Here is a 25,446-nt window from a genome sequence, read left to right on the forward strand (position 1 = left end):
TTCCAAAGCCCTTATGACATTGATTTTGACATCGAAAGAGTTTGCTTTTTTTGACATTATAAATACTCCCCTTCGCGGAAACAGATTTTTGTTTTTTAATCTGTCTACTTAAAAGGGAGCATATCATGGTGGTGATGAAGACCTCTGTGACGAGAAAAAAGAAGAAGAGAGGTCCTCATCGTGGTGATGAAGACCTTAGGGAAGAGGAAAGAGGAGAAGAGAGGACCTCATGGTGGTGATGAAGACCTCAGGGAAGAGGATAAAGGAGAAGAGAGGTCCTCATGGTGGTGATGAAGACCGCTGTGACGAGGAAAGAGGAGAAGAGAGGTCCTCATGGTGGTGATGAAGACCTCAGGGAAGAGGATAAAGGAGAAGAGAGGTCCTCCTCATATCAGTAAAGGATGAAGCGTAAAGGCAAGATCCCGGAATATTTCAAAGGATCTAAGACCTTGATTCCTTTTTGGCAATTACCCTAGGGTAACTGCTTTTTTGTATTAAAATGTTTAATTAATTCTCCGTTTAGGGAATAGAATTCATAGAACAACCTACATATATTTGATCGGAGGATTACAAAGTGACAATTGATTTGGATTATACGGATAAAATGATAAGACCTACATGTAAAGATGAATTTGGAGAATTGCAAAAGGTCATAGTGTGTCCTCCAACTCATATGAGCATTACCGAAGTGATTAATGAAACACAAAAACATTTTTTGGAAGATAATATCGATGAAACATTGGCAACAAAGCAACATCGCAATTTTGTACAAGCCATGTTAGCAAACGGTGTGGATGTGTATAGTTTACCTCCAAGTGAGCAATACCCAGAACAGGTTTTCACTAGAGATATTGGGTTTACTCTTGGAGATACCGTTTTTGTGGCGAATATGGGCAGTAATATTAGATCAGGTGAAGAAAATATCCTTAAATCGTGGCTAGATGAACAACAATTATCCTATTCATCCTTCTCAGGTTACAGTGTAGAAGGCGGGGATATCATTATTGACCGTGATATCGTGTACATTGGAATTAGTGGCAGAACAAGCAAGAGGACTTTGAAACATATTAGCGAATCTCTTTCTGAGTATACCGTTAAACCTATACCGATAGACAAATCATATCTCCATTTGGACTGTGTATTTAATGTTATTTCGCCGACAGAGGCACTAGTTTTTTCTCCTGCACTAAGAGAAGAAGAATTGAATTTTTTATCCAAAAGATATGAATTGATTGAAGTATCTAAAGAAGAACAATTCACCATGGGAACAAATGTATTGTCTATAGGAAGTAAAAAGATTTTCAGTCTTCCGTGCAATAAACAAGTAAATGAGCAGCTCCGCAACAGGGGTTATGACGTAGTCGAAGTAGATATTTCTGAAATCATCAAGTCCGGTGGCTCGTTCAGGTGTTGTACATTGCCTTTACTCAGAGGCTGAAATTGAGAGGTGGGTGTGAAAGTGTCGCGACTCGTTAAATTTTTGAAAAGATTGGGTCTTGAAATGAAAAAAGACCGCGCCACAGGATTAGCAGCAGAACAGGCTTATTATTACATGCTATCATTATTTCCTTTGTTAGTGCTGGCTTTATCCATTATTCCTTATTTGAATATCGATCCGCAAAAAGTAATAGAGTTTTTACAAACCATGATGCCACCCGAAACTGTTGCTGTTTTTGAAGAAAACATTAATGAATTCGTCAATAAGCCTAATGGAGGACTGCTGACCTTCGGAGTACTTGGAACAATTTGGTCAGCTTCTAACGGAATGAACGCGTTTATCAGCGCGATGAATGAAGCGTTTAATGTAGAAGAAAGTAGGCCTTTTTATTTGGTAAGGCTTCTCTCTATAGGGCTAACTATCGGATTAATTTTTGCTTTCCTTATTGCATTTTTCCTCCCTGTTTTTGGTGGGATTATCATTAATCAGTTGGAATCGTTTATTTATATTCCAGGAAGTACAGCCATCATATTAAATATTCTTAGGTTCATCATTGCGTTTTTCGTTATTTTTACTATTATTGCGGTCCTGTATCGCATTGCTCCTGATATAAGCAAGTCGTTTAAAGAGTTGTTTCCCGGTGCAATAGTTGCCACCGTAATCTGGCAGCTTGTATCCTTGGGCTTTTCGTTTTATGTTAGTAATTTTGGAAACTATTCCGCTACCTACGGGAGTCTTGGTGGGGTAATTATTTTGATGTTATGGTTGTTTTTGACAGGACTCGCCCTCGTCATCGGAGGCGAAATAAATGCCATTTATCATAAAGATCGGATTACTACCAGCTCTAATAAGTATCACGATGAAAAATTCACAGCACTTTAATAACAAAAGCACCGTTCTCCTTTGAGGGGGTAACGGTGCTTTTGTTTGATGAATGCTTACATGCCGCGTTCATACTCATGAAGTTTTTGTTTTGAACTACTCTTAAATGAATTGGGAAGTTTCTTTAATTCTGCGACAGTAAAGGAAAAGACTGATTTCTTCCAATCCAGATCATTCTTGATGGCTTCTTGTTTATTTTTTAATTGATTCACCTGCTCTTGGATTGCGTTGTTTTCTTCCTGGAGACGTTCACTCACTGTATTAATATAAGATAAAGTGGGATTCGTCTTTTTCCGAAATGAGATGAAGGCAATACTAAGCAAAATGATCGATATTACTAAAATTCCAATACTCAAATATACAAGTAGCAATTTTTCCCCTCCTTTTATTACATATAGACTAAATACCCCACAATAGATGATAAAAACATGATAAGTTTTTAACACAAAAAGAAACCTGAGCTAGGAGCTACAGGTTTCTCGAGTTTAGTTAACTATTATTAGCTATGTTTAATCTCTTCTTCGAAATAAAAGGTTTTAGGGTTTTCTTTTATGGTGTAGGAGTATCTTTTTAAATTGGGGACGTAGTTGAATTTTAAGATGGTAACTTCCTCGCCAGTACTTTTCAAAATGACTTTTTCATTATCTTGGAACTTGTTTTTTTGTTTCATTGATGTTCCTTCTTTCCATTTGGAATTCTAATCATTCTTTCATTATCTCATACAATAAGGAGTAATCCCACTTAATCATCAAAATTTAATATTTGGAGAGGTTTATGATATAGTTTGGGAATGAAAAAATGATGAGTTGAGGAAATAATAAATGAAGACGATTCAGTATATTAACGAATGGAAAAAAGCATTACAAGCTGAAATACAACATTTAAAGAAATTTGGGAGCACCAAATATCTAATAAATAATGGACACCTAATATCCACCGATGAAGGTTTTACATACTTCTTTGAAACCTATACTTCCGTAAGAATTCCTGTAGGTTCACTAGTGAAAGTGGAGTGGGGGGGAATCAAAACGGAAGGGAAGATTCTATCGTCAGAAGGGAAGAATGTCATTATTTATTTTGAACAATCCCTTGGAGACATCCTTACAGAGGCGTATCTATCTCATGATCCTTGGGAATTATTGGATCAACTTTTCCAACGATTGGATGAATTGAAAGAAAGTAAAAAGAAGCGGGCCCGTATTAAAAGACTAATGCATCCGGAAATGAAACCAAAACATCCAACCGAGATTATAAAAAGCAGTGTTCATGAATTGATTCTACGATCCAAATATAATCCCGTTACGTTCGTATGGGGACCTCCTGGTACAGGAAAAACCTATACGCTGGCAAGGGTAGCTGCTAATAAATATTTTAAAAAGAAGAAAGTCTTGCTACTATCTCACAGTAATCAGTCCGTAGATGTCTTGATGCGAGAGATTTCTATCTTTCTTTCCAAGCAGGAACGCAATAGAGAAGGTGACGTTCTTCGATATGGTTCACATAACAGTGACATATTAACAAACCTTCCAGCTATTACAACCTCACAGCTTCTTCAAAGCAGAGATCCTTTACTTGCTAAAGACAGAGATGATGTGTTGGAACAGAGGAAGCTCCTAAAATTTGATTTATCCAAATCTTTTAGTAAGAGGGATTCTGAATCATTGCTTAAGGTTGAAACGAAAATAGCAAGGGTATTGGAAAAAATAAGGCAAAAAGAAATGGATTTTCTAGAGAATGCGTCCATTATAGGAACTACTCTCGCCAAAGCGGCGATGGATCCGGCTATATATGATACAGAATATGATGTGGTCATTGTAGATGAAGCTAGTATGGCATATGTACCGCAAACAGCTTTTGCGGCATCACTTGCCAAACATATTATTATATGCGGAGATTTCAAGCAACTCCCACCTATCGCCTCAGGAAGACATGAGTTAGTAGAAAAATGGTTAAAAGAAGATGTGTTCCATCGAACAGGAGTAGCCGAAAATGTTCAATCCTCTCGCTTACACCCTCATTTGTTCCTATTAAAAGAACAACGGAGAATGCATCCAGATATCTCTGCTTTTACAAACAAATATATCTATCATTCTCTTGTAGGTGACCATCCAAGTGTTATAAAAAATCGACAGCTCATTGCCAGGCAGCGGCCATTCCCTGATCAAGCATCCATTTTGCTTGATACGTGCAATACAGGTGAGCATGCCTTTACTGACAAAAGCAGCAGGTCCCGGATTAATTTATGGCATTTACTCAAAGGGTTTCAACTCATTCATGAAGCATATATAGAGGGAGGAAGATCTATTGGTTATATTTCACCATACCGTGCTCAAGCTCAATGGATGGATGTGTTGCTGCAAGATATTTATGGACTTGAACTTGAAACAGCCGAGATCGTAACCGCGACGGTCCACCGTTTTCAAGGAAGTGAGCAGGATATTATCATATTCGATTCTGTTGATAGCCTTCCTATAGAGAGGCCGGGGATGTTGTTAGTTGGTAAAGAAAGCGAACGTTTATTGAATGTTGCCATCACAAGGTCAAAAGGAAAATTCATTCACATTTGTGACAGTCAATACATTAAAAAGAAGGTTTCTTACAATAAGATTATCAGAAAATTGGTAGACTATCAGGAAGAGTCGCAATTTCATGTACAGCCACATCAAGTAGGTTCTTGGATTAAACATCAGCATCCAAAGGTCCAATGGATGCATGCTAGAAAGTGGGATAGAGTGATGGAGGACATGAAACGTTCTGCTCATTCTATTACAATAGGCATTCAAAACAGTAATGCGCTTCCCGAAGAGTGGAGATCCTACTTAACTAAGTGGAAGAACAGGGTATCCATTATCACAAAGGAAGTAACGTTTCCTTTTATCATAATCGACAACCGCATTCTTTGGCTTGGAGTGCCTGTAGAGGCAACCACCAACACGAAACCACCTTATGTAAGTGTTAGGGTGGAGTCAGAGGCACTTTGCCAGAAACTTATTCACCAGTTTGGGATTTAAGAGGTTCATTTGGCCAGGATTCCCCTTTCTCTCCAAGGCTTATTGAAAGAGGTTTCTCACACATTATGGTATGATAATAAATACTAGTTTAGGAAATGAGGTGCAACGATGAAAATAGAAATCTGGTCAGATTATGTTTGTCCTTTCTGCTATATAGGAAAACGAAGATTGGAAAAAGCATTGGAAGATTTCCCACATAAAGATGAAGTTACAATTGAATATAAAAGCTTTGAATTAGACCCAAATGCAAAGCGTGATACGGAATTCTCTATATATGAAATACTTGCAAAAAAGTATGGTATGCCTGTAGAAGAGGCGAAAAGAATGAGCGCAGGGGTTGCAAAACAAGCTGCTGAAGTCGGTTTGCAGTTTAATTTTGATAACTCTATCCCAACAAATACATTTGATGCTCATCGTTTAGGTAAATATGCCGAAACAAAAGGTAAAGCGAAAGAAATGACCGAGCATTTACTAAGAGCACACTTCACAGAGTCAAAACATATTGGCGATAAAGGGTATTTAAAAGAATTAGCGATAAGCCTAGGGTTGGACTCTGGGGAAGTGGAAGAAGTTTTAGCAGGAGATGCTTTTGAAAAGGATGTCCGTTTCGACCAAAGAGAAGCAAGAGAAATTGGTGTACAAGGTGTTCCATTCTTTGTATTAAACAGCAAGTATGCCATCTCTGGCGCCCAACCGCCGGAGGTTTTTGCAGAAGCATTAGCTAAAGTTTGGGAAGAAGAAAACCAAAAGCCAAAACTGCAGAATTTTGAATCTAAGAATAAAAGTGAGACATCCTATTGCTCTGATGATTGTTGTGAGTGATTGGATTTGGGGGACAGGTAGTTTGACCCACTTTTCAAGCAATATGGATATTTAAGTTTGGAGCAGCCAGAACCTTTTTTGTGGGGTTCTGGTTTTTCTTGAAGTGATGGGGATCAATCTACTAATTATGCAAGATGAAGGTACTACTAGGCTGAATTTATTGTTGGATATGTCTTCATTATCTATTTTAATAGATTATAATATTGTTATGTAAACTTAGTGTCTCGATATTGTAGATAATCAATCATATAAGGGGAGAGATGGTGGTGTTACATTGAAATGTCCGAAGATTTTATGATTTTGTCCAAAGTTTTCACGAAGTTGACCGAAGATTTTCGGTTTTTGACCGAAGATTCAAGAAAGTTGACCGAACCAATTTTTCATATGACCGAACACCTCAAATATTTGTCCAAACATCCAAGTACAATTGTCCAAACCCTCCTCCAAAACAGCATAAAAATGTCCGAACTTGAGTAGAATTTGACCGAACGGTTTTAAACACCCTAAAATTCACTAATTTCTATAGTTTTTTCTTAAATTAACTTATAAATACACACAAAAATTATGCAGCAGCCTACCACCATCTCGTTAATTCATGAGAAAGTTTGTAGTTTTAGAAATTAACAAGACTAAAAATTCACCACTAAAAAAGCACCTTTATATAAGGCGCCCGCTTAACTAAAATTCCCTATATACTTCGACAACGGCCGATAAATCACATTATCTTCAGCCTGTTCCAAAACATGCGCGGTCCAGCCGACCATTCGACTTGCTGTAAAAGTTGGCGTAAAAAGGGAAGAATCCAAATTAATTGCTTTCATAATGGCTGCTGCATAAAATTCTACATTTGTATAGAGTCCTCTTCCTGGTTTAAACTCTTCTAATACATCTATAGCCGCACTCTCTACCTCTAAAGCTAAATCCAGCCATCTATCTCTTCCTACAAGGCTAGATAAAGTTTCCTTCAGTGCAATAGACCGGGGATCATGCGTTTTATATACTCGGTGCCCAAATCCCATCAGTTTTTCTCCAGCCAGTATTTTTTCTCGCAATTGTAACTTTTTATCTTTTACTTCACTCAATTCGTTCAACAGAGATATTACCTCAGAAGGAGCGCCACCATGCAAGGGGCCTTTCATCGTACCGATTGCAGAAGTCACTGCAGATGCAAGGTCCGTTTCGGTTGAAGCGGTTACTCTGGCGGAGAAAGTTGATGCATTCATACCGTGTTCCATTGTCAGTATCATATACGTCTCCAATGCACGGACATGCTCAGGGCTTGCTTCTCTTCCGTTTAACATATACAAATAATTCTCAACATGGCTTAAATCTAGACGCGGAGGAATTAATTCTTTTCCTTCTAAATTTCTCTTTCTACAAGCAATGATTGTAGGTACAACCGCTGTCAGTTTCATCGCATCTTCAACTGTAGGTTTCCATTTCATAGAGTGATCTCCCGCACTGGAAATCACTGTTCTTATGATACTCATCATATCCATATCTTCTGGAAGAGCAAATAAGACTTTTTTCATCGTTGGGGAGAGGCGCCTATATGATGTAAAAAGTGACTTGAAATTTTCTAACTGTAGAGCAGTAGGAAGTTCTCCGAACCATAAGAGATGAGCAATTTCCTCGAAAGAATACCCATTTGAAATGTCTCTAATCTCAAATCCACGATAAACTAAACGGCCATTTGTCCCATCCACTTCGGCAATACTTGTTTGAGTAGCAATTACACCTTTTAAACCTCTTTGTACATCCACTGATAATCACCCTTTCTTTTGTTAATTATATTTTATAAAATATAATTGATTATGAAAATTAAAGATAATAAAATATATTGATTAAAAAAGGTAATCAGGGGGAATCCAATGGAGCTGAATTGGTTAAAAACATTTGTAATTGCTGCAGAACATAGTAATTTCAGAAAAGCATCAGAATTATTGTATATTTCACAACCGACAGTGACTGTACATATCAAGCAAATGGAAAAGGAAGTCGGGATTGAACTGTTTGTTCGAGATGGTAGAAGAGTGATGTTAACTGAGGCAGGGAGAAGTTACTTAAAACATGCAAAAACGTTACTAGCTCTTTATGAAGAAGGAATTTCAGAGTTGCATTCTATTCAGCAGGGGTTCACATCACAACTCACAATAGGAATTTCGCCATTAATTGCAGATACGATTTTGCCTTTTGTGCTTAAACAATTTATTCAGTCTCATCCTACAATAGAAATATCCGTTAAAATTATAGAATCAATTAAAATTGAACATGCTGTAGAATTGGAGGAAGTCGATATCGGTTTATCATGTCTGCCTAACAGAAAAACAGACCTGAAATGCCACTCCTTATATGATGATCCCCTAGTTTTGGTTGTGCCTCACGATGGCTTTGATTTGGAGACAGGATCTCCACTCGAAGAAGAGGAGATCTTTGGCCACCATACCTTATTGACTCATAATCACCCTGGGTATTGGGACGAACTATCTCAGCAAATTAAGGCCAAGTATCCCCTTGCAAAAATGATGAAAGTGTCTCAAACTCATATTACTAAGCGGTTCATTATAGAGGGGTTAGGGGTGTCCATTTTACCTAAATCCACTGTGAGGCGTGAACTTTTAGAAGGGAGGCTTCTTGAAGTAGATTGCCAGTCGATAAATCTACCAGATGCAAAAGCATATGCACTGATGAAATATGAGCATTCGTTACAAAATGAGTTTTTAAGATTCTTATCAAAATACAGAATTTAGTAGTAAGCAAAATGAAAACATTACTCCCAAAAGAAGAGTAATGTTTTTTCTTTTGCCCAAGCTTGTCAACAAATCTATAAAAATCGGTATTTTCTATCTATCTAATTTATATAGTAATAGTAGTGGGACGAATATACATTACTATACATCACAAAATAGATAAAGGGCAGGAGGGAATAGATTTGCTTCACATTGTTGCCTGTATAAAGCAAGTACCAGATACAAAAGTAATTAAGATGAATCCAAAAACGAATACGATGGACCGTGCAAGTGCCCCAGCGATATTAAATCCTTACGATGCCCACGCGGTAGAAGAGGCTGTACGCCTGAAAAACAAATATGGAGGAACCGTATCGGTCGTCACAATGGGACCACCACCAGCAGTAAAAGCTATTAGGAAATGCATCGAAATTGGGGCCGACGAGGGATACATGATTTCAGACAGGGCTTTTGCCGGAGCGGACACCTTAGCAACCAGTTATGCACTGACAAAGGCAATCAATAAGATTAGCGAAATCAAGCCGATCGATTTGATTATCTGTGGAAAAATGACCATTGATGGTGATACAGGACAAGTAGGGCCTGGTATTGCCCGGCGTCTTGATATACCGCCATTGACTTCTGTGAATAAAGTTGTTGAAATCCAAAAAGAGGATGGCTATATGGTGGTTCATAGAAAACTAGAGGATGGATATGAGGTTGTACAAACATCATTACCTTGTTTGCTTTCGGTAGAAAAAGAGATTAACGAGGTTCCTTATTCTTCCTTTCCTAACATGCTAAAGGCTGCCCGATATCAACCTATTATTTGGTCTGTCAATGACCTGGAGGATATTGACCGGAAACAGTTAGGGTTAAAGGGCTCTCCAACCATTGTTGCAAAAGTTTGGGCTCCCCCTAAACCAGAGGGTGGAAAGCTACTTGAGGGCAATTCAGACGAACAGGTACAACAGTTGCTTTCCGTAGTGTTGGAAAAGAAAGAGTTGTTTGCAGAAATGAGGGGATTAAAGTGAGTTTTGAGGATTATAGCGGGGTCTGGGTTTTCATTGAAGAAAATGAAGGGAAGATTGCACCGGTTTCCTTGGAACTGCTTGGCGCCGGGCGAACGCTTGCAGACAAACGAGGAGTGGAGCTTGCTGGAATCATCATTGGTGATACTGTCACAGGACTTGCAGATACAATTTTTGAATATGGAGCAGACAAGGTTTATGTTTATGATCAACCGATCTTTCAATTGTATCGTACGGAATCTTTTATGAAAGCACTACTACATTGCAGTGAAAAGTACAAACCGGAGATTATTCTATACGGGGCCACTTCAACTGGTAAAGACCTTGCTAGTGCTGTTGCGACAGATCTTCCAACAGGCTTAACTGCTGACACAACCGAACTGGATGTAGAAGAAGATACGGGATTACTTTTGGCAAGTCGCCCGGCATTCGGTGGGAATATCATGGCGACCATCCTCTGTAAAAAGTACCGTCCGCAAATGGCTACTGTCCGTCCGAAAGTAATGAAAGCGCTCCAACCTCAGAAGGGTCGTGCGGGCAAGTTAATTGCAGAGAAAATTGATATTAAAGAAGACGATATGCGTACAAAAGTATTAAAGATTGTCAGGGAAACCACCAAAAAGATAAGAATCGATGAAGCGGATATAGTCGTTGCTGGCGGAAAAGGTCTTGGAAGTGAACAAGGATTTGGTATTGTCCATCAACTGGCAAAAACGCTTGGAGGAGTGGTTGGCGCAAGCCGGGATGTAGTCGAAGCAGGCTGGGTCGAGCACCATCATCAGGTCGGGCAGACAGGGGTCACGGTAACACCTAAGATTTATTTTGCCATCGGTATCTCAGGGGCCATCCAGCATATTGTGGGAATGAAAAATTCAGGAATGATTATCGCCATTAATAAAGACCCGGATGCGGCCATTTTTAACTCCTGCCATTATGGAATCGTCGGAGATGCGTTTGAAATAGTACCATTGCTTGTAAAGGAATTCCATAAGGCTTTACATGGAGAGGAGGTAGAGGTTTAATGCCAGAAAAGTTTGATTGTATCGTGGTTGGTGCAGGTCCAGCGGGTATCTCTTGTGCATATGAACTTGCTAAGGGCGGTGCGAATGTTCTTTTGTTGGAAAGAGGGGAATACCCAGGGTCTAAAAATGTAATGGGCGGAGTGTTATACAGAAAGATGATGGAAGATATTATTCCTGATTTTCATAAAGAGGCCCCGCTTGAAAGGCCCATTGTTGAACAGCGTTTTATGATGATGGACAAGGAATCCGCTGTTACATTCGGCTATAAAGGTCTGGAGTGGGCACAGGAACCTTATAATAATTTCACCGTCCTAAGGGCGAAGTTTGATCAATGGTTTGCAGGAAAAGCGGTGGAACAAGGGGCATTACTTGTCAATGAAACGGTGGTGCTGGAGTGCATCGTGGAAAATGGAAAAGTGGTGGGGGTAAGGACAGATAGGCCTGACGGTGAAGTTTATGCAGATGTAGTGGTCCTTGCAGATGGCGTGAACTCCTTGCTCGGTAAATCGCTCGGTTTTCACAAGGAATACCGGCCAGATGAAGTCGCCCTTGCAACGATGGAAATCATTAAGCTGGACAGTAAGGTGATTGAGGACCGTTTCAATCTGGAAAAGAATCAGGGATGTACTATTGAGCTTTTGGGAGATGCCACAAAAGGGATTCTCGGAACAGGATTCCTATATACAAATAAAGATACTCTAAGTATCGGGGTCGGAACACTTCTATCCGGATTAATCGAGCATAAAATAAGACCATATGAGCTGTTGGAATATGTGAAAACACATCCAATGGTACGACCTTATCTTGCAGGCGGAGAACCTGTCGAATACCTTGCTCACTTGATTCCAGAAGGTGGCCTAAAGTCAATGGGCCGTATCGTGGCAGACGGGGTATTAGTGGTGGGTGACGCGGCACAGCTCGTGAATGCCATCCATCGTGAAGGATCGAACCTTGCCATGACCTCAGGGAGGTTGGCGGCATCCACTATTCTAGAAGCCATGTCAGTTGGAGATTTTTCCGAACGGACGCTGGATCAATACAGGGTCAATCTCATGAAGAGCTTTGTTGGTCAGGATATGAAAAAATACAAGGATTCCACCCATCACTTTAATAAGTTTCCGCAATACTTTGATCAGTACATCCCAATGGTAAACAGAGCAGCCAGCCAGATGTTTACAGTTGATGGTAAGTCCAAGTGGGAGAAACAGAAAAAGATCTGGAAGGATCTCGGATCACCAAAAGAGAAACTCAAACTAGCCCGAGACGCATACCGGGCATGGAAGGTGATGAAGTAATGAGTGAACAGAAGAAGGGTCAGTCTATCGAAGAAAAACAATACCTGGTTCGCTTTAATGCTGACACCAAATCTCATTTGACGGTAATGGATGAAGATATTTGTTTAACAAAATGCCCTGATAAAATCTGTACCATCTTTTGTCCCGCAGAGATTTACAAATGGGAAAATATTAGGATGCATGTCGGTTACGAGGGTTGTCATGAGTGTGGAAGCTGCCGGATTGGTTGTCCCCATCAAAATATTAAATGGGAATATCCAAAAGGCGGTCATGGAATCGTATTCCGTTTAGCTTAGGAGTCTATCGCATTAGCGGTGGGCTTTTTTTGTTCTTTAGGAGATTATAAAATAATAAAATTGACGATAGTCTTTAGAGTAATTCTTGACGCCGGAATGAACACCTCGGTGATGACAAGGATTTGGGAATAGAGGGGTCCTCAATGAAGAAAAATTAGGAGAAGAGAGGTCCTCATCGGGCGTATGAAGACATTAGTGACGAGAAATTAGTAGGAGAGAGGTCCTCTTCGGGGGTATGAAGACATCAGTGACGAGAAATTAGGAGAAGAGAGGTCCTCATCGGGCGTATGAAGACATCATTGACGAGAAAACAGGAGGAGAGAAGTCCTCATAGGGGGTATGAAGACATCAGTGACGAGAAATTAGGAGAAGAGAAGTCCTCATCGGGGGTATGAAGACATCAGTGACGAGAAAACAGGAGGAGAGAAGTCCTCATCGGTAATATGAAGCCCTTGGTGACAAGGGGTTTATTGAAATAGTCAAATGTGAGCGCAAAGGGAAGACGGTCAAGTCATTTTTTCAAAGCTATGCGGAAATTATAAAATTGGGGTGGAATTTTTCCTCGCGCTAGCGATTTTGTTCATTTTAGAGTGGGTTTTTAAAGAGGGAACCTAGGGGCATCATATGTATATTCTTTCACAAGCCTTTGCAAAAAGAAAAACATGGCGTTTTTCTTTTTTTACATTTATTTTGACGACTAGCCTGCAATCGTATAAAGCTGCCCGTCACTAGCAATCCGTTCCACTTCAGAGGTATAATCTATGGCTTCATCAATGGATAAGAAAAAGCTAGAAACATATAGTGGATGCTTATAGTCAAAACCCCCACCAATTTCAGCTGGGAACACAACTACTTGCCAATGGTAATAATCTTCTCCAGTCCCCATTGCTCTTCCTTCAAGGGCAATCAACCAATGGCTGTAATTCTCACTGCATTCAAAGTTCGTCACTTTTTCTAGAAAAATTACAAGATCATCCTTATTAATCGGAACCAAAGACTTTGGGTAAAATTCTCCAAAATTAGGAGCTTCTCTCATAAACATCTCTCCTTTACATGAAATGTGGGTAAGTAGTAGTTGTATTATTATATGAAGGTACACTTAAAATATTTTGTGTTTTTAGAAAATTAAATATTATTTCATACAAAAGGCCGGGTCCCAATGGAACCTGGCCTTTTCTAATCATTTATCTATGGTGAAAGAAATCACTAAATGCTTTCACAAATTCAATTCCTTGAAATAATAAGAGACTAATGGATGTAAACGAAAAAAAGCTGATGGCTATGATTCGAACCCATAACATGATTACATTCCTCCTTCATTATTTTTTAAAATAAGAATGAGGCAAATCATCGTATATCAAATATAACTCCCCTGGTAAAAAACAGTCACAAGATGGAAGGTTAATTTGACGCCTGTTTGTTCCTGAATAAGGGAGATGAAGTTGTTTTTATAGAAATCACTGTTACATACTATTCCAATAATGCCCTCGTCATCAGGATTTTCAACCAAAGGGGCATTCTCAAACTCCAAATAAAAGGATTTCTCATAGATAGCTAGAATACTATTGGGAGTGGAATGATCCAGATTAATAAGGAAAGCCATTAAGAAAATAACAAACAATGAAACTATTCTTAGTAAATGCATTCCATCCCTCCCTACGAAACATTTATATTATTTAATATCTTAAATGATTCACAAGGTAAAGAACAGTGTATGTTTTTGACAAATTTCTTCAAAAAAAGGAGTGGGCATATTGAACCAAACGGAAAAGTTAACAGAAATTCAACAGCTCGAAAAGGAAATTCTTGAAAAGAAAAAGCAGTTAGCAGAATTGAAACGCAACATAGAAAAAGAGAAAGTCGATAATTATGTTTTCTCATCTTCTCAAAATGGGAGGGTAAGCCTGGAAGAGTTATTCGAAGATAAAAATGAATTATTTGTGGTCCACAATATGGGGAAAAGCTGTTCCTATTGCACTATGTGGGCAGATGGTTTTAATAGTGTATACCATCATATCCGCAGGAAGGCTGCGTTTGTCGTATCGACCCCAGATACACCAGAAATACAAGAGAATTTCGCAGCAGAGAGAAGTTGGATCTTCCCGGTAGTATCTACAAAAGACACAACTTTTAAAGAAGACATGGGATTTGTGGTGAATGGTGGTTATTATCCTGGTGTTACCGTTTTTACAAAAGATGATAATGGAGGTATATACCGTCATTCAAGCGCGTTTTTTGGACCGGGAGATGATTTTTGTTCGGTATGGCCATTGTTCGACCTACTTCCTTCCGGATATGAAGATTATAAACCAAGTAAGAAAATCAATGACCGTTCCCCTTATCAGTTGACGAATAACATAGCAATACAAGTGAAGGATTATGAGAATGCTATTGAATTTTATCACCAAATACTTGGGATGAAACCCGAAAAAAGTACAGATGCTGAAACACTATTTTCAATGAATGGCACCAATTTATACATAGAGAATCATAATAAGGGGGATGATCAATCTGTATTTTTCGAATTCGCTGTTGATAACATTGAAGATGCAAAGAGAGTCTTAAGCGCAAATAAATGCATCGTTACGAAGGAGTTTAGCGAGAAGAGTATAATGGTAAGGGACCCTTACGGATTAAAATTCCATCTATTTCAAGTGTAATGAACTTAGGATCGCTTTTCATTTTGAAAAGCGGTTCTTTTTGATATACTGGGCTAAATATAGTAATAGTTTAGAAGGGAATTACGTACGCCTATGAAATTAGTATCTTGGAATGTGAATGGAATTAGAGCTTGTGTTAAAAAAGGATTCATGGATTACTTTAGTGAGATGGATGCGGATATTTTCTGCATACAGGAAACCAAACTTCAAGAAGGGCAAATCGACTTAGATACGCCAGGGTATTATCAATATTGGAACTATGCAATCAAAAAAGGATATTCAGGCACAGCTGTTTTTACTAAGGTGAAACCACTGCAAGTGCGCTATGGATTGGATTTGGAAAAAGCCGAAGAGTGCGAACCGGAAGGAAGGGTACTTACACTTGAATATGAGAATTTTTTCTTATTGAACGTGTACACCCCAAACTCTCAGCGAGATTTGGCCAGACTTTCATTCAGACTGGATTGGGAGGACCGCTTCTTAGCATACATAAAAATGCTAGATCAAGAGAAGCCCGTCATTGTATGCGGCGACCTGAATGTAGCGCACACTGAAAAGGACTTAAAGAATCCAAAATCTAATCGCAACAACTCTGGATTTACAGAAGAAGAAAGAGGAAAGATGACTAGATTGCTAGGAGAAGGATTTACTGATACATTCCGCCATTTTTATCCTGAAACCACTGATAAATACACATGGTGGTCGTATATGAATAAGGTCCGTGAGAGAAATATCGGTTGGCGCATTGATTATTTCATCGTTTCCGATAAGGTAAAGGATTCATTGAAGGGCGCTGAAATACACTCTGATATTTTGGGAAGCGACCATTGCCCTGTTGTACTCATTCTAAATAAATAACACATCTGGAGGTATTAATAAATGAAAGTATTGCTCAATGATACGATTATGGAAAGAAATGAAGCAAAAGTGGACATTGAAGACAGAGGCTATCAGTTTGGGGATGGTGTGTATGAGGTTGTTAATATATACGAAGGAGTTCCTTTTACCCTAAAAGAACATATTGCAAGGTTGTATAGAAGTGCTAAGGAAATCGGTATTCAACTAACTGAGCAACCAGAACAGCTTTGTGACAGGTTAATGGAACTTATAAAAGCCAATAACATGACTAAGGGAGGACTCTACCTTCAAATTTCAAGAGGAGTATCTAACAGATCACACCATTATGATCAAACATTAACTCCCCAACTGGTTGCATATCCCCTTTCTTATAAAAGTGTGGAGGATGCGCAGAAAAATGGAGTGGAAGCCATAACTGATGAAGACTTGCGTTGGCTTCGATGCGACATCAAAAGCCTTAACCTGCTCTACAATATTATGGTCAAGCAGAAAGCAAGCGAGGCGGGGGCATTTGAGACGATTCTTATTAGAAACGGGATAGTTACAGAAGGTTCATCTTCTAATATTTTCATCGTCAAAGATGGAATTCTTCAGACACATCCAGCCAATAACTTGATTTTAAACGGGATTACTAGAACGAAACTGTTAGAAATAATGGATACCAATGGTTGGGACTACAAAATTCAACCATTCCAAAAAAAGGATCTCATGGAGGCAGATGAGGTATTCCTTACTTCTACTACAAGCGAAGTCATGCCAATCATCAAAGTTGATGGCGTCACATTTTCACAAGCAAAGCCTGGCCCATTTACACGCAAATTCCAAACAGCTTTCCGCGAAGCAGTCAAATCCGAAACAAAAACAATCACAGAAAAAGCATAGAGTCCACTCTCTATGCTTTTTCTTAAGATTTCTTGACTTGAGAAGGAGGTATACCCATCCATTTCTTAAACATCCGATTGAAATACGACTGATCACAGTAACCTAAATGCTCCGCGATTTCCTTAATCGTCATCTTCGTTGTACTAATTAAATTCCAAGCATTATTAATTCGTGTCTGGTGAAGGTATTGGATAGGGGTGATACCTATTACCTCTTTAAACAAGACTGTTACATAATTCGGTGTCACCCCAATTAAAGCTGCCAACTCTTCTATGGTAATATTATGGCGATAATGCTGAAGAATATATTCTTGCATATCACGTACTGAAGATACTTTTACAGGAGAAGTATGCCACTCTGCTCTCTCCTGAGCAATCATGATTAATAGTTCCAATAAAATATTTTGAGACAATTCCTCATAATAAACCCTCTTACTCAGCCACTGCTCATTTAAAAAAGTCAGCCGTTGTTCATAATAAATAGACTTTCGTGGTTTAAATGAAACAATCTCACTTGCTACAAAATTTTGATAAGGTGACTCACTTTTCTCAAAAACGACGGTATATTTACGATGTCCTTCGTCTTTGTCATTTTTCCACGACCTATTGTAAGTAGAAGGAATGAATAAAAGATCTCCTTTCGTCAATTGCATAACCCGATCTTCCACTTGGTAATGAACTTTTCCTTCTGTAACATAAACAAGGGTGTCTAGACCTTTAGCTTTCTCCACGTCCCAATGTGGGGAAATGTCGTAGAAAACCCCATGAATAATGGACATTATACTCTCTCCGTTCTATTATAAAATGATGAATTGTCCAACTAGTATAGTTTTGTCTATTTTCAAAGAACAATATATTTTATATGATAATAATAACATTTTCAGCAAAGAAATCGATTACATAAAAAAAACAAAAGAATGAAATATACAAACTTCTTCCAAATAACGGGATGAAAGGGGCAAAATGAGATGCCAACCAACGAATATAAAAATCTACCAACTAAAGTGAAAAAGTTTTTTGATCGTCAATTTCATGATTCCTATGCATTATTTGAAGCTTCACGTAATCAACGTACAGGACTATATGCAGATGGATATATGACCCTTGGAGCAAATCCGGATTTCCGCTGTTCCATTGCGGCCACAGGTGTCGGTCTAATCAGCCTTGCTATAGCAGATGTAGAAGACTGGGATGATCATGCAGCTTCAAAGGCACTAAAAACCTTGCAAGGGGTATGTGGGGAAATAGAGGGATGCCACGTTGCCAGAGATGAAAAATCTGGTTTCTTTGCCCACTTCGTCGATATGGAAACAGGAGAAAACCTGGATTCGGAGTTTTCTACTATAGATACGACCCTTCTCCTAACTGGTGCATTATTTGCAGGAAATCATTTCGCGAAAAAAGAGCCCCGAATTTTGGAAATGGCTGAAAAACTGCTTTACTCTATCGATTGGAGTATCGTAGTTGCAGACCAAGATAAAGGCGTCATTAACATGATAGCCAAGAACGGAGAAGGAATTGCCCCGCTACCGGCCTATAACGAATATGTTATGGTATCCTACCTTGCTCTACTAGGGAAACCTCATGATGAGAACATTCAGGCACTATGGTTAAACAATTTTGCAGAAGATAAAATAAGGGAGCTTCCACAAGAAGAGTTTCGTGGACTAGCCGTTCTAAACGACCATCCCGGTGCGTTTTTATCATCCTTCGTTCACCAGTTTCCTTATTACTTAGTTCCAGAATATGCAGAAAGTACAACCTACCTGGAATTCTATAAGAATGCTTGTCTGGCTGACAGGATGAAATGGAAAGAGCTTGAGGATGTACCATCTTATATCTGGGGGTATGGTGCAGGTCCGAATGACGGGCTATTCGGCGGATATCATGCTGACCGTATTAACGATGCGCCTCACAATATTGCATCTTCCTACATTATTGGTGGTTACCTGCCTGTATATCCTGCAGGAATCTATGACCTGTACGCACAATATTCCCTTCACATTCCATATGATGTCTACTCTAACCCAGAGGATAATGAGGACGAAGAAAAATTTAAAGCGGCTTACAAATTCGGATTACACCGCATTTCCTGGTGGCATCTTGAGCAACCAAACCGCTGGTATCCAACAAAAGTAACCCTAATTGACTGGAGCAGCATGCTGTATGGCTTAGCAGCATTCAAACACGGCATGTCACTTTTCAGTAGAAACCTCCCGAGAGTCAGTGGGGTTTTGAAAAAGTAATAGAAGGATTTATGTTGTTGAATTTCCATGTTGATTGTAGTGTAAGGTGCGAAGACTCCTCAAAAATGCTAACGCATTTTATTCGTACGATGGAGCGCTGTCGTAGCTTTCCTTGTCCTGCGGGAGGAAGGGACAGGAGAGACCCCGCAACAAAGAAGGCCACAGAAAAACTGATAACCTAAAGTTGTTAATGATTCTTAGCTGGTGATTGGAGCAAAAGGCGGAGACTCCTGAGGGAGATAGCGCTAGATAGCGCTAGGTGGAGACCCCGCTGGCTTTCCGAGGAGGCTCACGTCAGCCCCTAGGAAAGCGAAGCCATTTGCGTAAATCAACAGCGGCGTTTATACAACATCCAATATCAAAGACTCAGTGGCCTCTAACGAAGGGAGGCTCCGGTACCGTCCGCGGTAAGCGAAGCACCTGAAACGGAGATCAACAGTAAATGCAACTTTTAGGCAGGACCAACTATGGTTACTGCCTTTTTTCCACTAGAAAACTAGACAAATCAATGGGAACATGATATTTTTTGGGAACATAGGAAAATTCTTAGGGGGTATACATATTGAGTAATCTTCACACAAACATGGAAAAATACGCAGAGCTTGCCGTAAAAGTTGGCGTTAATGTACAAAAAGGCCAAACCCTAATTGTAAACGCTGACATCGCTACAGCACCTTTCGTTAGACTCGTTACAAAAAAAGCATATGAAGCAGGAGCAAAACTGGTTCAGATTGAATGGACCGATGAGCAGGTGACTAGAATCCGTTATGATGAAGCTCCAGACGAGTCCTTTGAGTATTTCCCTAGCTGGAGAGCGGAAATGTTTGAGAAGGCATACGAAGAAGGAGCTGCAATGCTTGCTATCACGTCTGTAAACCCAGATTTGTTAAAAGGGGTGGATGCTTCAAAAATTGCAAACTTACAAAAGGCAGCAGGTGAAGCAACCAAAGGCTATCGTAAAATGGTCATGGCTGATAAAATTAGCTGGTCTATTGTTGCGGTTCCATCTAAAGGCTGGTCCGCAAAAGTATTCCCAGATATGACAGAGCAAGAACAGGAAGAAAAATTGTGGGAAGCTATTTTCCACGCAACAAGAGCAAATCTTGAGGATCCTGTCAAAGCGTGGATGGAACACAAAGAAAAACTTAGTGAGAAAGTGGAATTCCTAAATAACAAAAAGTTTAAATCACTACACTATAAAGCTGAAGGTACAGATTTGACAATTGATTTAGCTGAGAAACATGTATGGATAGGACCGGAAAGCATTAACGAAAACGGTGTAGCCTTCATAGCCAACATGCCAACCGAGGAGGTCTTTACCACTCCACTTAAAACAGGAGTCAATGGTACAGTGAGAAGTTCCAAGCCATTGAACTACGGTGGAAACATGATTGATAATTTTTCCATCACTTTTGAAAACGGAAGAATCGTCTCATTTGAAGCGGAAGAAGGCTATGAAACACTTCAAAAATTGATTGAAACAGATGAGGGATCACACTATTTAGGTGAAGTTGCACTTGTGCCACATGATTCTCCAATTTCCAATACAAATCTCATTTTCTATAACACATTATTTGATGAAAATGCTTCGCATCATTTGGCGATTGGAAATGCGTATTCTTTCGCACTTGAAGGCGGAAAACAGATGTCAGAAGAAGAACTTGAAGCAGCTGGAGCGAATTCAAGCATTACCCATGTTGATTTCATGATTGGTTCAAGTGACATGGATATTGACGGTATTACTAAGGACGGTGAAAGCGTACCTTTATTCCGCCAAGGTAATTGGGCATAAACCACTATAGAACATTCCTTGCCTAAAAAACATTCCAAAGCCTATACGTAGGACAAGTATCATGCATAAATTGTATTGTACTCTACGTGAAGGAGGGAATTGTATGTCAGGTGGAAACTATGGTGGAGGCTTTGCACTGATTGTAGTGCTTTTCATTATCTTGATTATCGCAGGTGCTGGTGCGTTAAGATACTAATTTAACAAATAGAGTGAATGGTTGGAGTGTTCTTCCAACCATTTTTTTCATATCCATGTTAGGACAAGGGTAGGGGAGGTAAAAGAATGGCACAGTTACATGACAAGTTGTTGCTGCCAAATGGGGTTGAAATTAAAAACAGATTTTTTAAAGCAGCAATGAGCGAAGGGATGGCAGACGAACACAATAGACCCACACAAAAACTGGTTCGTCTATATGAAACTTGGGCAGAAAGTGAAGCAGGCATTGTTGTGACAGGCAATGTCATGGTCGACAAACGTGCCCTCGGTGAACCTCGAAACGTTGTTGTTGAAAATGAAAAAGAGTTAGATTTGTTAAAGAGTTGGGCAAAGGCGGGAACAATGAATGGAACTCACCTTTGGATGCAAATCAATCATCCGGGGAAACAAGTATTTAAAGGAATCGTAAAAGAAGCTGTTGCCCCGTCCAAAGTAGAATTTGATTCAAAACTTCAACGCTACTTCCCTGTGGCGAGGGAGCTGCATGAAGAGGAAATAATTAACATTATCCAACGGTTTGCTAATACTGCAAAAATTGCCAAAAGAGCAGGATTTACGGGTGTTCAGCTTCATGGTGCCCATGGTTATCTCATCAGTCAGTTTTTATCACCCAGACATAATAAACGGACAGACCAATGGGGAGGTTCGCTCGAAAACCGAATGAGATTTCTGTTGGAAATCTATAAAGAGGTTCGAGAACAAGTCGGTAACTCTTTTCCGATCGGAGTTAAACTTAATTCTGCAGATTTTATGAAGGCCGGATTTTCTGAGGACGAAGCATTACAGGTTATTCAGACATTGGACCAACTGGGAATAGACTTGATTGAAATTTCAGGAGGATCCTATGAAAGTCCACAAATGACAGGGATGAATGTAAAAGAGAGCACAAAAAGAAGGGAAGCGTACTTTCTTGAATTTGCAACAGAAGCTAGGAAGGTAACCAAAGCACCACTTGTTGTAACAGGAGGATTCAGAACGTTAAGCGGAATGAAGGATGCAGTAATTGAAGAAGCAACATCCATGGTGGGATTAGCTCGTCCAATGGCAGTTTATCCTTACCTTCCTAAGGAACTACTACAAGGGAAAAGGGAATCTATTGAACTATTACCAAGAAAGACAGGAATTAAACTAGTGGATCAAACCGCTATGCTAGAATTGACCTGGTATAGTAATCAGTTAGAGCGTATTGGAAAGGGCAAGGAACCAAAACCAGAACTTTCTCCAAAGGTGGCTCTACTGCAGACACTATGGAAAAATGGTTTAGATGTTTTTCAAATGAGAAGAGTATAAGGAAGAGGGAGCTTCTATTAAGTGTAGAGCTCCCTTTGCTTTTTGGAGGCAAATAATTATTATTTGAAGAAACTTCATGTTACTATATTTCCATTCACTAAATAATTGACCAAAGGGGATTAATAAATGAAGCAGATCATAATAGATTTCCTTGATTCGCATAAAAATGATTTCTTTGAGATTAGTATATATATAGGTGAAAACCCTGAACTTGGACATGAGGAATTTAAATCAGCTAAAGTTCTTTCTGATAAACTTTCAGAACACGGATTTGATGTTCAATTGGGGATTTGTGGGCTGCAAACTGCTTTTGAGGCTGTTTTTGACAGTGGGAAACCGGGTCCGACTATCGGTTTTATGTGTGAATATGACGCCCTACCTGAGATTGGACATGCTTGCGGCCATAATCTAATAGGCACGATGGGTATCGCAGCCGGCATTGCCACAAGTAAAGTATTACAAGATACTGGAGGTAAAGTTATTGTTTATGGTACGCCTGCCGAAGAGACCAAAGGCGGCAAGGTGACAATGGCTGAGCAGGGTGTTTTTGATAAATTGGATGTTGCCATGATGGTTCATCCACTGCATTCCTATGTGAAGAGTGGGTCCTCGCTTGCGATGGATGCTATCCAATTTGAGTTCTTTGGGAAGCCTGCCCATGCAGCGGCAAACCCTGAAAAAGGAATCAATGCATTGGATGCTGTAATTCAAACTTTTAACGGTATTAATGCACTTAGACAACATGTTACAAGTGATACACGAATTCATGGGATCATTCCTGAAGGCGGAAAAGCTGCCAACGTGGTGCCAGATTATGCTGTCGCTCAATTTTACGTTCGTGCCAAAACTCGCAGTTATGTGAATGAATTGGTTGGAAAAGTAAAATCCATAGCGGAAGGCGCAGCGATGATGACCGGGGCTTCCGTTAAAGTATCCAATTATGAATTATCCTACGACAATATGGTTACCAATGAAGCACTGTCCGATGTCTTTACCGAACAGCTATTATCGCTAGGAGTGTCATCTAGAGAGGTTATTGAAAATAGAGACGGATCTGGTTCACTAGATATGGGAAATGTAAGTCTAGTAGTTCCGTCCATTCATCCGTACATTAAAATTTGTAATGAGTTATATAGTTGTCATACCACTGAATTCCGTGACGCGGCATTGAGTGAGCAAGGAAAAGAGGCAATGATTCTTGGAGCTAAAGCAATGGCATTAACCGCATGCGAACTCTTAATCAAACAAGAGCTATTAACGAAGATAAAAGAAGAGTTCGAGAAGGCTCCAAAGTAAGAAAGGAGAATATATGATGACCGTAAGAAATAACCAGGTACCATTATCTGTCTTGGATCTGGCCCCAATTGTAGAGGGAAGTACTGCTCAAACATCTTTTCAGAATAGTGTAGAACTTGCACAGCATGTGGAAAGTCTAGGATATACCCGTTATTGGCTTGCCGAGCACCATAATATGAGGGGAATCGCGAGCTCTGCAACTTCTGTCGTGATTGGGCATATAGCTGGGGCAACAAAATCCATAAGAGTTGGTTCCGGCGGCATTATGCTGCCTAATCATGCCCCGCTTGTCATTGCAGAACAGTTTGGGACGTTAGAATCCTTATATCCTGGAAGAATTGACCTTGGACTCGGCCGGGCACCAGGAAGTGACCAGCTGACTGCGGCGGCACTTAGGAGAGAACGCAGAACAGGAGGAGAAGATTTTCCTAACCAGTTAGCGGAATTACGTTCCTATTTTCATCCTGATGGAACCACCAGAGTAAAAGCAGTACCTGGAGAAGGACTGGATGTTCCAATTTGGTTGCTAGGCTCAAGCGGATTCAGCGCAAAGCTTTCTGCAGAACAAGGACTGCCATTTGCATTTGCCAGTCATTTTTCACCAGACTATACGTTGCCTGCACTTCAAATTTATCGCAGTTCCTTCAAACCATCTGAGCACTTAGAGAAGCCGTATGCCATGATTGGGGTTAACGTAATTGCTGCTGATAGTGATGAGGAAGCTGAATATTTAGCGACCTCCATTCAGCAACAATTCCTAAATTTAATCCGTGGAAATCCAGGCCAGCTGAAGCCACCAGTGGAAGATATGGACTCCCTTTGGAGTGAGTATGAGAAACAGGTGGTAGCACAACAGTTGAAATATACCGTTACAGGAAATGCAGAAACAGTTAGGAAAAAGCTTTCCGCAATACTTGAAGAAACACAAGCAGACGAACTTATAGTGAATACTCATGTATATGATCAGCAGGCAAGGTTGAAATCTTATCAAATCCTTGCAGATACTTGGTTTGGACAATAAAGCAGTATATTTACTTTTGACCTCTACTTTTTGAGTAGGGGTTTTGTTTTTGTTATTGGGAACCAAGATCAGTATTAGCGGTAGCTTATAAAGTTTGGAATGAAGACCTCTTTTTACTAAAATCTCAAAAGCAGAGGTCTTCATACAGCTATTGAGGACTTCTCTCAGCTGAAAATTGCTTCCTTGAGGTCTTCATCCCGCTTATGAGGACTTCTCTCAACTGAAAGTTACTTCCCTGAGGTCTTCATCCCGCTTAAGAGGACTTCTCTCTACTAGAAACTGTTTCCCTGAGGTATTCATCCCGCTTATGAGGACTTCACTCTACCAGAAACTGCTTCCCTGAGGTCTTCATCCCGCTTATGAGGACCTCACTCTACCAGAAACTGTTTCCCTGAGGTCTTCATCCCGCTTATGAGGACCTCACTCTACCAGAAACTGCTACCCTGAGGTCTTCATCCCGCTTATGAGGACTTCACTCTACCAGAAACTGCTTCCCTGAGGTCTTCATCCCGCTTATGAAAACTTCACTCTACCAGAAACTGTTTCCCTGAGGTCTTCATGAAGGTTTAGCTGGTTATTCCAAGAAACAGATGAATCTTTTTCCTTTAACCAATATGGAAATTCATGTATCCTTAAAAATAATAGACAAGAGAGGGTGGG

24 protein-coding genes are annotated in these 25,446 nt (G+C 39.8%); 18 read left to right on the forward strand and 6 right to left on the reverse strand.

Features of this window, described 5'->3' with window-relative positions:
• The first annotated feature begins 604 nt into the window (after nt 1-604).
• Nucleotides 605-1,438, forward strand: a complete 834-nt coding sequence (locus HC179_RS18745; protein WP_168865881.1) for a dimethylarginine dimethylaminohydrolase family protein — start codon at nt 605-607, stop codon at nt 1,436-1,438.
• Between the two features lie 21 nt (nt 1,439-1,459).
• Nucleotides 1,460-2,320: a YhjD/YihY/BrkB family envelope integrity protein gene (locus HC179_RS18750; protein ID WP_168865729.1), complete on the forward strand. Its 861-nt coding sequence runs from the start codon at nt 1,460-1,462 to the stop codon at nt 2,318-2,320.
• Nucleotides 2,321-2,376: 56 nt separating this feature from the next.
• Here the strand turns inward: HC179_RS18750 and HC179_RS18755 are convergent, their stop codons facing one another.
• A complete protein-coding gene (locus tag HC179_RS18755) occupies nt 2,377-2,691 on the reverse strand; it encodes a hypothetical protein (protein WP_168865730.1) in 315 nt (104 codons plus the stop codon).
• A 128-nt stretch (nt 2,692-2,819) separates the two neighbouring features.
• On the reverse strand, nt 2,820-2,990 hold the full coding sequence (locus tag HC179_RS18760) for a hypothetical protein (RefSeq protein WP_168865731.1): 171 nt from the start codon (nt 2,988-2,990) through the stop codon (nt 2,820-2,822).
• A gap of 151 nt (nt 2,991-3,141) precedes the next feature.
• Here HC179_RS18760 and HC179_RS18765 point away from each other — a divergent pair, with 151 nt between their 5' ends.
• Together HC179_RS18765 and HC179_RS18770 are read left to right on the forward strand one after the other, a co-directional pair.
• The gene (locus tag HC179_RS18765) at nt 3,142-5,331 is read left to right on the forward strand and encodes a DEAD/DEAH box helicase (protein ID WP_168865732.1); all 2,190 of its coding nucleotides are present in this window, start codon (nt 3,142-3,144) and stop codon (nt 5,329-5,331) included.
• Nucleotides 5,332-5,439: 108 nt separating this feature from the next.
• Complete coding sequence (locus HC179_RS18770) at nt 5,440-6,153, forward strand: DsbA family oxidoreductase (RefSeq protein WP_168865733.1); 714 nt, start codon at nt 5,440-5,442, stop codon at nt 6,151-6,153.
• Between the two features lie 674 nt (nt 6,154-6,827).
• Here HC179_RS18770 and HC179_RS18775 read toward each other — a convergent pair.
• On the reverse strand, nt 6,828-7,916 hold the full coding sequence (locus tag HC179_RS18775) for a citrate/2-methylcitrate synthase (RefSeq protein ID WP_168865734.1): 1,089 nt from the start codon (nt 7,914-7,916) through the stop codon (nt 6,828-6,830).
• 108 nt (nt 7,917-8,024) lie between these two features.
• Between HC179_RS18775 and HC179_RS18780 the strand changes: the two genes are divergently transcribed.
• The 5 genes from HC179_RS18780 to HC179_RS18800 all read left to right on the forward strand — a co-directional run bounded on the left by HC179_RS18780 (nt 8,025) and on the right by HC179_RS18800 (nt 12,526).
• Entirely contained in the window at nt 8,025-8,903 is an 879-nt protein-coding gene (locus HC179_RS18780) for a LysR family transcriptional regulator (RefSeq protein ID WP_168865735.1), read from the forward strand.
• 182 nt (nt 8,904-9,085) lie between these two features.
• Nucleotides 9,086-9,916: an electron transfer flavoprotein subunit beta/FixA family protein gene (locus HC179_RS18785; protein WP_168865736.1), complete on the forward strand. Its 831-nt coding sequence runs from the start codon at nt 9,086-9,088 to the stop codon at nt 9,914-9,916.
• Nucleotides 9,913-10,935: an FAD-binding protein gene (locus HC179_RS18790; RefSeq protein WP_168865737.1), complete on the forward strand. Its 1,023-nt coding sequence runs from the start codon at nt 9,913-9,915 to the stop codon at nt 10,933-10,935. Before HC179_RS18785 ends, HC179_RS18790 begins: the two co-directional genes overlap by 4 nt.
• Entirely contained in the window at nt 10,935-12,230 is a 1,296-nt protein-coding gene (locus tag HC179_RS18795) for an FAD-dependent oxidoreductase (RefSeq protein WP_088018292.1), read from the forward strand. The genes HC179_RS18790 and HC179_RS18795 overlap by 1 nt, the downstream gene beginning before the upstream one ends.
• On the forward strand, nt 12,212-12,526 hold the full coding sequence (locus tag HC179_RS18800) for a ferredoxin family protein (RefSeq protein WP_047968712.1): 315 nt from the start codon (nt 12,212-12,214) through the stop codon (nt 12,524-12,526). The genes HC179_RS18795 and HC179_RS18800 overlap by 19 nt, the downstream gene beginning before the upstream one ends.
• Nucleotides 12,527-13,223: 697 nt before the next feature.
• On the opposite strand, the gene HC179_RS18805 is transcribed toward HC179_RS18800, so the two are convergent.
• Together HC179_RS18805 and HC179_RS18810 are read right to left on the reverse strand one after the other, a co-directional pair.
• The gene (locus HC179_RS18805; protein WP_168865738.1) at nt 13,224-13,562 is read right to left on the reverse strand and encodes a hypothetical protein; all 339 of its coding nucleotides are present in this window, start codon (nt 13,560-13,562) and stop codon (nt 13,224-13,226) included.
• A gap of 321 nt (nt 13,563-13,883) precedes the next feature.
• On the reverse strand, nt 13,884-14,171 hold the full coding sequence (locus tag HC179_RS18810) for a hypothetical protein (protein ID WP_168865739.1): 288 nt from the start codon (nt 14,169-14,171) through the stop codon (nt 13,884-13,886).
• A 100-nt stretch (nt 14,172-14,271) separates the two neighbouring features.
• Here HC179_RS18810 and HC179_RS18815 point away from each other — a divergent pair, with 100 nt between their 5' ends.
• The 3 genes from HC179_RS18815 to dat all read left to right on the forward strand — a co-directional run bounded on the left by HC179_RS18815 (nt 14,272) and on the right by dat (nt 16,926).
• The gene (locus tag HC179_RS18815; protein WP_346775162.1) at nt 14,272-15,186 is read left to right on the forward strand and encodes a DUF899 family protein; all 915 of its coding nucleotides are present in this window, start codon (nt 14,272-14,274) and stop codon (nt 15,184-15,186) included.
• 93 nt (nt 15,187-15,279) lie between these two features.
• Nucleotides 15,280-16,044 (forward strand): exodeoxyribonuclease III, encoded by a 765-nt coding sequence (locus HC179_RS18820; RefSeq protein WP_168865741.1) that lies wholly within the window; start codon nt 15,280-15,282, stop codon nt 16,042-16,044.
• A gap of 21 nt (nt 16,045-16,065) precedes the next feature.
• Nucleotides 16,066-16,926: a D-amino-acid transaminase gene (gene dat / locus HC179_RS18825; protein WP_168865742.1), complete on the forward strand. Its 861-nt coding sequence runs from the start codon at nt 16,066-16,068 to the stop codon at nt 16,924-16,926.
• Between the two features lie 22 nt (nt 16,927-16,948).
• Here dat and HC179_RS18830 read toward each other — a convergent pair whose 3' ends face one another.
• Complete coding sequence (locus tag HC179_RS18830) at nt 16,949-17,704, reverse strand: helix-turn-helix domain-containing protein (RefSeq protein WP_168865743.1); 756 nt, start codon at nt 17,702-17,704, stop codon at nt 16,949-16,951.
• Between the two features lie 189 nt (nt 17,705-17,893).
• Between HC179_RS18830 and HC179_RS18835 the strand changes: the two genes are divergently transcribed.
• From HC179_RS18835 to HC179_RS18860, 6 genes are all read left to right on the forward strand, one after another.
• Nucleotides 17,894-19,171, forward strand: a complete 1,278-nt coding sequence (locus HC179_RS18835; protein ID WP_168865744.1) for a hypothetical protein — start codon at nt 17,894-17,896, stop codon at nt 19,169-19,171.
• Nucleotides 19,172-19,733: 562 nt separating this feature from the next.
• Nucleotides 19,734-20,963: an aminopeptidase gene (locus HC179_RS18840; RefSeq protein ID WP_168865745.1), complete on the forward strand. Its 1,230-nt coding sequence runs from the start codon at nt 19,734-19,736 to the stop codon at nt 20,961-20,963.
• Between the two features lie 103 nt (nt 20,964-21,066).
• Complete coding sequence (locus HC179_RS18845) at nt 21,067-21,159, forward strand: YjcZ family sporulation protein (protein ID WP_010199532.1); 93 nt, start codon at nt 21,067-21,069, stop codon at nt 21,157-21,159.
• A gap of 86 nt (nt 21,160-21,245) precedes the next feature.
• Nucleotides 21,246-22,469, forward strand: a complete 1,224-nt coding sequence (locus HC179_RS18850) for an NADH:flavin oxidoreductase/NADH oxidase family protein (RefSeq protein WP_168865746.1) — start codon at nt 21,246-21,248, stop codon at nt 22,467-22,469.
• A gap of 126 nt (nt 22,470-22,595) precedes the next feature.
• Nucleotides 22,596-23,765: a M20 family metallopeptidase gene (locus HC179_RS18855; RefSeq protein ID WP_168865747.1), complete on the forward strand. Its 1,170-nt coding sequence runs from the start codon at nt 22,596-22,598 to the stop codon at nt 23,763-23,765.
• Between the two features lie 16 nt (nt 23,766-23,781).
• Complete coding sequence (locus HC179_RS18860) at nt 23,782-24,786, forward strand: LLM class flavin-dependent oxidoreductase (RefSeq protein WP_168865882.1); 1,005 nt, start codon at nt 23,782-23,784, stop codon at nt 24,784-24,786.
• The last annotated feature ends 660 nt before the right edge of the window (nt 24,787-25,446 follow it).

Source organism: Bacillus sp. RO1, from assembly GCF_012524115.1.
In the GTDB taxonomy this organism is placed as follows: domain Bacteria; phylum Bacillota; class Bacilli; order Bacillales; family Bacillaceae_I; genus Sutcliffiella_A.